General features: G+C 47.8%; 6 protein-coding genes. 5 read left to right on the plus strand and 1 reads right to left on the minus strand.

The window, feature by feature from the left end; all coding sequences use genetic code 11:
• Nucleotides 1-375: 375 nt before the first annotated feature.
• On the minus strand, nt 376-1,617 hold the full coding sequence (locus tag ACKFKH_RS26635) for a hypothetical protein (RefSeq protein WP_446861374.1): 1,242 nt from the start codon (nt 1,615-1,617) through the stop codon (nt 376-378).
• A gap of 474 nt (nt 1,618-2,091) precedes the next feature.
• Here ACKFKH_RS26635 and ACKFKH_RS26640 point away from each other — a divergent pair, with 474 nt between their 5' ends.
• The 5 genes from ACKFKH_RS26640 to moaA all read left to right on the plus strand — a co-directional run bounded on the left by ACKFKH_RS26640 (nt 2,092) and on the right by moaA (nt 10,620).
• Entirely contained in the window at nt 2,092-2,799 is a 708-nt protein-coding gene (locus ACKFKH_RS26640; RefSeq protein WP_446861375.1) for a hypothetical protein, read from the plus strand.
• 469 nt (nt 2,800-3,268) lie between these two features.
• Nucleotides 3,269-6,502, plus strand: coding sequence for an ATP-binding protein (locus ACKFKH_RS26645; RefSeq protein WP_446861376.1), 3,234 nt, complete (start codon nt 3,269-3,271; stop codon nt 6,500-6,502).
• 361 nt (nt 6,503-6,863) lie between these two features.
• Nucleotides 6,864-7,313, plus strand: a complete 450-nt coding sequence (locus ACKFKH_RS26650; RefSeq protein WP_446861377.1) for a hypothetical protein — start codon at nt 6,864-6,866, stop codon at nt 7,311-7,313.
• Between the two features lie 429 nt (nt 7,314-7,742).
• The gene (locus tag ACKFKH_RS26655) at nt 7,743-9,311 is read left to right on the plus strand and encodes an MFS transporter (RefSeq protein WP_446861378.1); all 1,569 of its coding nucleotides are present in this window, start codon (nt 7,743-7,745) and stop codon (nt 9,309-9,311) included.
• Between the two features lie 322 nt (nt 9,312-9,633).
• Complete coding sequence (moaA, locus tag ACKFKH_RS26660; RefSeq protein ID WP_446861379.1) at nt 9,634-10,620, plus strand: GTP 3',8-cyclase MoaA; 987 nt, start codon at nt 9,634-9,636, stop codon at nt 10,618-10,620.
• The last annotated feature ends 250 nt before the right edge of the window (nt 10,621-10,870 follow it).

Below are 10,870 nucleotides of genomic sequence, written 5' to 3' on the forward strand. Positions count from 1 at the left end.
ATTTTCCCCTTTGGTGCAGATTCTGGAGAGCCAACTAAAGTCCCCTAGGTAAGTAAGTTTGAACCCAAGATCTTGTCTTAAGTCCCCCAGAATGAGGGGTTGGGGGGCAGAAGACGCGGACAGCGAAGCGAAATAATTCATTGAATTCACCTCAAAAAAGCAACCTTCAAAACCCAGTCTTCACAACACTTTAAGCCATCGCTCACCGAGCCATAATCACGTGAATTCGATGGAGTTTTCTCGCTTCGTTATTCAGCACTTCAGCCCCCCAACCCCCCACAAGTGGGGGACTTTGAGACAATCTTTCTCGTTCAAAGTCCCTCACTTGTGGGGGATTTAGGGGGCTGAAGCCGATTGAAACGAAGCAAGTCACTCTCATCGAACTGACGTTATAATCGATCGCCCATACTTGCTCAAAACCCACAAATAAATGCCAATCAGAATCAGCAGACACCCATTACCCAAAAGGGTATAAGCGCCAATGATCTGCTGATCGCTCCAGTCATAGGTCAGACTTAACTGATTCATATCGCCCCCTGCGTCGCCCTCACCGCCAAATAGCGACCCCCAAGGAATCGAGCCTTCGCCTGTTTTGATCTGGTGCCACTGCCAAAAACTGGCCCAGAATGTATTCGCCGTTAACAAAAGAACCGGATATCGCCAAAAATCCCAGCGCCATTTCTCAGGAAGCGGAAAGTAGAAGCTGATCATGAGCAGAGTGCTGAGGTAAAACTCGCCTCCAATGCCACCAAAAGACAGCCACATTTCATAGGTGTCGATCGGCATGATCCAGGTGCAATAAAACTGTAAGAGCGTGAGGGCGATCGCCAGTCCCATTACCCAACGTTTGCGCTCTCGTAGTCCTGTCCAAAACAGCAGACCAAATAAGACGAGAATGCCAAAGTAGACAAAGAGCGATCGCTCCTCTCCTACGTTTGTCCAGCCAAAGGGAAGGGGGGTTGCTTGATGTCCCGCAAGCCATGCAACCGTCGCATGACCACATTCATGAATCCAAATATGCGTCGATAAAAATAGAAGTTTGAATGAGCCAATGTTGGTAACCAGCGCAAATAGAAATGCAATTGGAAACGCTGCAAGATTTATAAAACGATTGTTAAATGAGTAGGGATTAACATCGTCTTGAGTGAGTCCTGATGTAGGCATGGGGAATTGCTTTTTCCAGACGATCGTCTGATTGCCTCTCATTCCATAAATTACAACCGTTTTGATCTCTGGTGCCAAAAATTCTTTGAGACTGCGATGTATTTTGGCAATCATTTCAGCTTTAGGTGCTTTTGCTTGCACGAGAACTTGTAGCTCTGTCTCTCGCAGTCTAATTTGAGTGTCTTGAGTGTTTAAGGTTTTGTTTAATAAATCAGTAATTCGATGTTGTATTGTTTTTGACTCGCTAATCTGCTGGGCATTTTGATAAGCTTGCAGTTGCGTATAGTCTTTTAGCATTTCGTAGGCAATCTTTAGGCGATCTTTCTCTGCCTTGTCTCCCAGTCGAATCTTCTCCATCACCTTTTTTGAGTAAGCGGTGTCGATCGCTTCCCCCGTTGCGCCAGGTTTGATGTCAAGCAGTTCATAACATTGGGCTAACTGAAGATCATTCATAGGAACTCACTAAACTGTTATTTAATTTATACATTTCCCTAGAGAGGCTTTCGAGCATTCAGTATTTTTTCCTTCCATTGATTTATTTAGATGAACTTTTCTATAAGAGTCATTCGATTGTAGGAGAATAAGATGAGAAGCCTTTGGGTTGAACCCTGAATGATCGTTCACAGCGTCTACTGGATACTGCCGCCCATACCAAATCAATTTGTTAATGCTACAGATCCTTCGCCTCCTAAATCCCCCAGTCTGGGGGACTTTGAGAATCCGAGACTTCTTTGGCTTGAAGTCCCCACAAGTGAGGGATTTGGGTTGCTCTCCCAGATCTGTAGCACTCAAAGATCAATTTGGTATTACTCAACAAATCGATCATCGCTTCAGGAGTTTGACCCCTTGAACTTGATGTTATAGGAGAAGGCTTTCCGCTTGGGGAATGCTGAATCTGAACGATTTTTAGGCGCAAAAGGGGGCACTATGCCAGATCAAAATAAATCTCTCTCCATGATGGCGATCGCCATTTCTCTAGCAGGCATTGCAGGTATGGTGCTTGCGGTTAGTCAGTCGCTCAACCGAGTGCAGCTTGCCCCAACGTCCGCGCAGTCCCCAACGCCTGCCCCCTCTCAAGCGTCTCAGCCCACCTCCGAAAGACGACCCAGACGACTCGACGAACGCCAAGCCGAAGTTGCTGACCAACTCGCAAACTCTACCGCCGGGCGGCTCACCTCCGAACTTTCAAAAGGGGTAAATAGCGCTGTAGAAAACTCGAAAACGGCGATCGGCAAATTCATTCAACAAAAGCTCGATGAGCAACGGGCCCAACTTCAGCAAACGATCGTAGACGCGCTCAAAACCAACGCCCAGCAAGGCGTAAACGGTGCGATCGAGGCGGCTTTGGGAGAGGTCGATCGTACCCTTTCGGCTGAATTGCAGGGCATCAAACTCACGTCAGACCAACAGGCGCAGATTAGACAGGCTCGCCAAAAAATGCAGCAAGATGCCACCAAAATCCTTCAGTCAAAGCCAGAACTTGCGGGTCAGCTACAAAAAAATGATGCCAAACAGCTTCAAGACTCGCTGGCAGTTCCTTTAAAGACTTACATTGACTCGATCTCAGCCACCTTGACTTCTGAGCAGCGACAAAAATGGCAGCAAAACTTTGACAGACAGAACACTGGCAATTAGTGTTAGCTTCGCAAGGGCCTTCGGCAACGCGGCTATCAGAACAAAGTCCCCCTCCGTGGACTAACGGGTAAAATCGCTTCTTTAGTGTGCGAAGGCACCCTTTGTTCTTGTAGCCCACCCTTCAAACAATCGGGATTTCGTGGTCACAACACCGCATTGCTGAATCGTGGGATGAATTGCCCCAAAGCAGAGGGAAACCCAAGGTTCAAAGTCCCTCAATTTTGGGGGATTTAGGGGGCGAAAAGATGGACACTTCCCACAGATTCATCCCTTCAATCAGCAACGCCCAACATAACTCACTTTGCGATCGACTGAGCGTATCTAATATCTGGATCTAATATTTAATAGCTCGCGTCTAATGTCTCTGATTTTTGTCTCTTTTGTATTGATGATTCAGGTAATCATCGATACTTCAAGTTTTTACATAACTTTTACATAAGCTAAAATCAGGTTGCCATTTTTCGCTGCAATGTTGAATTCGATGCCTCAGTCAGCGCCTTCTCGAAAATCATTTAAGAAAGTTCCGTTGCTGTTTGTTTTTACAATTCCCTTTGTCCTGCAAATCGTGGCAGCGGTTGGACTTGTGGGCTATTTGTCTTTTCAAAACGGACAGCAAACCGTCCAGACTTTGGTTAATAAACTTCAAGAAGAAATTGTCGATCGCATTCATCTCTATCTGACAGGCTTTCTCTCAAAAGCAGAGTTGATGAATCAAATCACAGTGGATGCCGTCAATCGAGGAGAAATTAAGTGGGATTTGACGGTCGCCAACCCAGCTAACGATCGCTTACTCTGGCAACAGATTCAAAAGTTTGACACCATTAGCTGGATTTCGCTTGGCGCAGAAGACGGAACTTTTTTGGGCATCAATCGACGGACACCCGACGACAAACTGCGGATCAATGTGGTGAATCGATCGACTAACTTTCAAAGCACCTATTACGGAGTTGATGCAACGGGCAAGCGGACTCAAAGACTCAAAACAGACCCCGGAAAGTATGATCCTCGGCTTCGTCCCTGGTATCGTTCTGCAAAACAAGCCAACCAGCTAACCTGGAGCAAGATTTATCCAGGATTTACGACGGGGACGATCTTTATTGCGGTCAGTCAGCCCGTTTACGATCGCCAATCCCGGCTCAAGGGCGTTGTAGGACTAGACTTTGCGCTACAAAACATTCAGCGATATTTGACCAAATTGAATGTGAGTCCGACGGGTAAAGTCTTCATCATGGAGCGATCGGGACGATTGGTTTCGTCTTCGACGAGCGAAAGTCCTTTTACAGTCAGTGAGGGCAAGCCCGGTCAGCGTCTAGCCACCGAGAGCAGTGTGCCTTTGATTCGGGCGACCGCGACGGCATTGATGCACGCTCTTCAAGTGACCCGCAAGGGGTCGCAGCCTCAGTTAGACACGATTCAGCAGCCTCAACGCTTTGAGTTTATAGAAAACGGTCAGCGGCAACTCGTCTATGTTGCCCCGCTCAAAAATCAATCGGGCGTAGACTGGCTGACCGTGATGGTGATTCCTGAAGCCGACTTTATGCAGCAGATTCATGACAATACACGCCGCACGATCGCACTCTGCACGATCGCCTTTTTTATCGCCACCATCACCGGAACCGCTACTGCCCGCTGGATCACCTATCCGATCTCACAGCTTGATTTTGCCGCCAAAAACATCGCAACTGGGCAATTTGACCAACCCATTCACCTCGATCGCTCAGACGAATTGGGGTCACTCGCGGCTTCTTTTAACCAGATGTCTACGCAGATTCAGGCTTCCTTTCGAGCGTTGCAAGACAGTGAGCAGCGACTCGCCAGCGTTCTCGAAACGATTCCAATTGGGATTGCTGTGGTGGATGCCAATCAGATGGTCACCTATCTAAATCAGTCAGCCCAACAGCTACTTAGTCAAAGGTTTGTCGAGGGGGCGACGATCGAGCAGTGGAATCATTTGTGCGGTGTTTTTCAAGCAGGAACGCAGCAGTTTTATCCCGTAGAGCAGCTACCCGCTTTTCGAGCGCTTCAGGGCGAAAATATCACAATTGAGGATATGGAAATCCGCCGAGATGGTGCGGTGGTTCCTTTAGAAGTCAGAGCCAGCCCAATTTTGGATGCAGCGGGAAACGTTTGTGCAGCGATCGTGTGTTTTCAAAATATTGCCGATCGCAAACAAGCAGAAGCCCTACTGTCTGCCTACAATCGCACCCTCAAAGCTCAGGTTGCAGAACGCACGGCGGAGTTAGCCAAAACCAATGCTCAACTGGCCCGCGCCAAAGAAGCGGCCGAAACAGCAAACCTGGCCAAGAGTACCTTTCTCACCAACATGAGCCACGAATTACGAACGCCCTTAAACGCAATTTTAGGCTTTGCTCAACTGCTATGTGATACGCCTGAAACTACACTCACTCAACAAAGAAGTCTTCAGATTATTAATCGCAGCGGCGAACACTTACTAGAACTGATCAACAACATTCTAGATCTCTCCAAAATTGAAGCAGGACAAGTCGAATTAGTCGAAACAAACATCGATTTGATTTCACTTTTGACAACAGTAGAAGAAATGCTTCAGCGCAGGGCTGAGGTCAAAGGGTTACAGTTTCAAGTCGAACTCGCGGCTGACGTTCCGGCTAACATCTTCACAGATGCTAAAAAACTGCGTCAAGTCCTGCTCAATCTGGTGGGCAACGCGATCAAGTTTACCGAGACTGGACGGGTGATCTTGCGAGTTAGATGGTATGGCATCGAGACAAACTCAACCCTCGACAGGCTGCATGTTGAAGTCGAAGACACTGGAATCGGAATTGCTCCAGAGGATCTCGACCAGATCTTTGAAGCCTTTGGGCAAACCAGCGCCGGGAAAAGGGACAGCGAAGGGACAGGACTGGGGCTAACGATCAGTCGTAAATTTGTCGAATTGATGGGGGGCACTCTCTCAGTCAAAAGTCAGTTGGGTCAGGGGACTCTGTTTACGATCGACCTTCCGGTTCGTCAAGCGATGGGGCCGCCGATACCAGGTCGATCCTCCCTTCACTATCCCAGTCTCCAGGTTCTGGGTCTAGCACCCAATCAGCCCACTTATCGCGTTTTGCTCGTAGATGACCAATCTGACAATCGCAAGCTGTTGTCTTACTGGCTAGATCCATTGGGCTTTTTGCTTCAAGAAGCGGGAAACGGCCGAGAAGCGCTGCTCGTATGGCAACAGTGGCAACCTCATTTGATTTTGATGGATTTGTGGATGCCGCAAATGGATGGACTCGTCGCGACGCAGCAGATTCGACAGGCTCAGTCAGACATAAAACCCAAAATCATTGTATTGTCAGCCAGCATCTCAGAAAGCGATCGCTCCAAAGCCTTTGCTGCCGGGTGTGATGCGTTTCTCAGTAAGCCGCTCCGAGTCAATGATCTGTATGATGCGATCGCTCAAATTTTGGGAGTGCGATACTTCTACGCCGACGATCAAAACAACTTATCTCAGTCTCAAACTTCAAGGAACGCTCAATCCTCAAAATCATTTGATCCGACGATGTTACCATTGACCTTGGTGGAGCAACTGTATCAAGCTGCAAGTCGCTGTGACGATGACCTGATTTTGCAACTGCTGTATCAAATTCCCTCTGAGCAAGCGTTTGAGGCAGAAACAATCCGAGAGTTAGCCAGTCAGTATCAGTTTGAAAAAATTTTAGAATTGCTGCAAGAGTACTAGAGATACTTTTGTAGATCGTTCTATTAGTTTTTAGACTTTAGACAATCTAGTAAACCTGAGACATCAGAACGTGTAGTCTTTAAACCAGCGCTACTTAATACCCAATCAATTTGTTAATACTACAGATCCTTCGCCCCCTAAATCATCCAGTCTGGAGGACTTTGAGAATTCGAGACTGCTTTGGCTTGAAGTCCCGCACAAGTGGGTGATTTAGGTTGCTCTCTAAGATCTGTAGAACTCAAAGATCACTTTGGCGCAACATTAAACGCTCTACATGTCATCAACCTATTTGAGAAGAATTTTGATAAGAACTTTCAGTATGGAGTAAACTTCTATACAGTCAGCATTCGGTGTCAAACCTATGATTCGATATAGATTTCTCAATCTCTCCCTCAGTGTGCAGGTAGTGCTAGTGGGCTTGGCTTCTCTAATGGAAGCCGCTCCTCTTCAAGCCGCACAGACGATTTCTAACTCACAACCCCAACCGAACGATCGCCTACTCGCTCAAACAACGCAGAACTACTGCAAAAAGGAAGAGAGCCTGTTTATCACGGCGGAAACTAAAAACTTTTGGGTGAGTATTTGTGGCAGTGGTGACACGCCTCTTACTTATGTGGGCGTTAGCAAAAAAGCCCGCAAGAGCATTCGGCTACCGCTCAAAGATTACGATCGTCGAGGCAATTATTTTCAAGCCGTTAACAAAGAGTTTGTCTACATTCTGGCCAAAACGCCCAAAGGAAACTTTCTCACCGTCACCAACACCAAAACCAAGCGTGAGTTGTTGAGAGAACCTGTATTAAAGGGTTGGTAAGAGAAAATGAGGTGATGGGTTGACTGCGAAAGATGGAAACACTCGTTCAACTATCACCTCAAAAATAGGGCATTGCTGATTGGAGGGATGAATCTGTGAGAAGTGTTAATCTTTTCGCCCCCTAAATCCCCTATTCTGGGGGACTTTGAACCTTGGGTTCCCCTTCGCATTGGGGCAATTCATCCCATGATTCAGCAACGCCAAAAATAGTGTTCTCTAATACCGTCCATTGTTTAAAAGTTGCTGACATCTGGAAAATTTTTGAAGACTTGAGCCTGAAAAGGTTTCTCCCAAAGCGATAAGCAGAAATCGTTCTAAAGGGGAGTCGCTGCATCTTCAGAATTGCTTAATCTTGATCAGACGAGTGCGATAGACTTTTTGAATGTCGCAAGTTGATAAGCCCTTGGTTTCAGAGTGCAGAGGTCAGCAGTGGATTTAGTGAATTCGGGAACGATCGCAACCGTCAATCCTTTTTCAACAGAATCGCCCGAATCGATCACGGGAACTGAACCCGTCTTTCCGATCGCCGCTGCGCCTGAGACTAAGATCCATAAGGACGCAATTCGCAAAAGTTTGAGAGCCTCGACGCTGGATGGGGTGTTTGCGACGGTTTTTTCTAACATTACGGGCGGCGTGTTGTTGAGTAACTTTTTGGTAGAGTTGCACGCGAGTCCCGTAGAAATTGGACTGTCGGCATCGATCCCCATGTTGGCAAATTTGATTCAGCCGTTGGGAGCCTATTTGGGCGATCGCACCACCAGTCGTCACAATTATTGCTTTTGGATCTATGTGCCTGCCCGTCTGATCTGGTTATTACTGGTCGCGGTGATTGGGATCGCCTCGTGGCAGCAGGTCGCGTCTCATTCGTTGGTGTTGTGGACATTGACGATCGTCTTTTTGACGAATTTTTTGGGCGCTTTGGGGGGTGCCTCGTGGCTGAGTTGGTTGGCGGCGCTGGTGCCAAGAAGACTGCGGGGACGGTATTTTAGCCTTCGGAATAGTGCTGCAAATTTGACTAGTTTGGTCTGCGTCCCGTTGGCGGGTTTGATGGTATCTCACTATCCGAGAGGAGCGATCGAGGGCTATGGAATCGTGCTCCTTTTGGGCATTATTTTTGGATTGGTTAGTCTTGGCTATCAATGGCTGATGACAGATGTCAACCCACGGGAACAAAGAGGAATTCTAGAAACGCTGGATGAGGCACCTGTAGAACAATCTGTAGAACAACCTGTAGAACAGACAGAATCTCCGATACTGGACGATCGTCCCTCTGTAAGCACTTCTGAGTTGGCGCAAGTTGAAGCTTCTCCGGAATCTTCTCAGACTGATCCACCCTTTGGATTAGTTAGTCGCTTGTTGGGCGATCGCAACTTCCTTAAATTTCTGATTTACTTCAGCGTTTGGATGTTTGCCGTTAATTTGAGCGCACCTTTTTTCAACCTTTACATGCTCGATGATTTGGGTCTGGATGTGAGTTGTGTGACAATTTACAACAGCTTAACGGCGGGCGCAAATTTGGTGATGCTGCTGTTTTGGGGCAAGCTGGCCGATCGCTTTGGCAATCGATCGCTGTTGTTATTAGTCGGAATTTTGGTGGCGGTCACTCCTTTGTTGTGGCTGGGCACAGGGACGGATACGCTGTCAGTTTGGCTGTGGTTGCCCTTGCTGCATATGTTGGCGGGAGGCACCTGGGCGGCGATCGACCTTTGCAACAACAACATTCAATTGGGCATTGCACCTGTCAAAAATCAGTCGGTTTATTTTGCGGTGGCGGCGGCGATCGCGGGGGTGAGTGGGGCACTGGGCACAACGGCGGGTGGCTTTTTGGCAGAGTTGGCAGACTACGGCGGCTTACCCGGATTGTTTGCGCTGTCGAGCGTCGTGCGGTTGGTGGCACTATTGCCGCTGGTATTTGTCCAAGAAGATCGTCAGCATTCCATCCGACAAATGCTGAAAATGTGGCTCCCTTTTAATAAGTCACAGGACTTGGTTGCCTGACAAAACTTTTCGATCGGCGGTTCAAACCGCAGCTATGAGAACAAAATCTGCGCGGATTCACAAACCTCTGGATAACGTCATTTCTAATGAAGGCTTTGCTTCCTACTCTTCGAGATACCCGCAGGGGGTTGCAGATCCGGGAACATCCCCTAAATTCCCCACAACTAGAGAACTTTGAACCAGAATTCTTCTCTTAAAGTCCCCCAATATTGAGGGGTTGGGAGGCAGAAGCCGTGAACAACGAAGCAAAAAACTCGATCGAACCAGGTCAAATCAAAGCCTCTTAATTGAAGCATTGGCTCAGATCATACACAATGGAGGCATGAACCAAGTAGATTATCTTCGCATCAGTTTGGTCGATCGCTGCAATTTTCGGTGTCAGTACTGTATGCCGGAAGGAGAAGAGATCGCCTATGTTTTGCAGCAAAATTTACTGACTCAAGCAGAGTTGATGACGCTGTTACAAGAGGTCTTTATTCCCGTTGGCTTTACTCGATTTCGGCTGACAGGTGGAGAGCCGCTGATCCGGCCGGGGGTGGTCGAGATTGTTAGAGCGATCGCTCACTTTCCTCAGACGCAAGATTTATCGATGACGACGAATGCGTTTTTGTTGGCGGATCTGGCTCAGGATTTGTATGATGCAGGCTTGCGGCGAATCAACATTAGTCTCGACTCGTTGGAGCCTGAAACCTTTGACAAAATTGTAGGAAATCGAGGTCGATCGCGCTGGCAACAAGTCTGGAATGGGATTCAAAAAGCGCATCAGGTGGGCTTCAGTCCCCTTAAGTTAAACGTGGTTGTGATTCCTGGCGTGAATGACCATGAGATTCTAGAACTCGCTGCTTTGAGTCTCGATCGCGAATGGCACGTCCGATTTATTGAATTCATGCCGATCGGCAACGATGCCCTGTTTAACAATAGCGGCTGGATTAGCTCAGAAACACTCCGACAGCAGATTCGCGAACGCTGGGGACTCACCGAAGGACAGGTGAAAGGAAATGGCCCCGCAGATGTGTTTCAGATTCCTGGCGCAAAAGGAACGTTGGGATTCATTAGTCAAATGTCAGAATGCTTTTGCGATCGCTGCAATCGAATGCGGCTCTCGGCGGATGGCTGGCTGCGTCCCTGTTTGCTCAATGAGACAGGACAAATTGACTTGAGAACGGCACTGCGATCGGGTGTTCCGACCTCGACGCTACGAGAGCAAGTCAGCGAATTGTTAATGCTCAAACCAGAGATCAATTACAAACAGCGAGAATCGGGATCATCAGGAACCTACAGCCGCACCATGTCACAGATTGGTGGCTAGGTTTCTATGCTGAAAGCGACTGGTTGGAACATGTAAAAATCTCTCTGCTTCGATGTCGTCCCACCCTGCGGCGCTATTTGAGGAAGGTCTACTTGGAAGGTCTGGAACCAATTCAGCTTTTCTAGTCCAGTTCGTACGGTTAGACCCATACTTCAGTACAGGGGCGAATGCGATGAACGGCTAGGTTGAGCGGCAGCTAGGGGATTGTAAAATAAATTGTGTCAAAGGTCAGAAGTTGAGATCTAATGAA

This window comes from Phormidesmis sp. 146-20 (assembly GCF_052939475.1).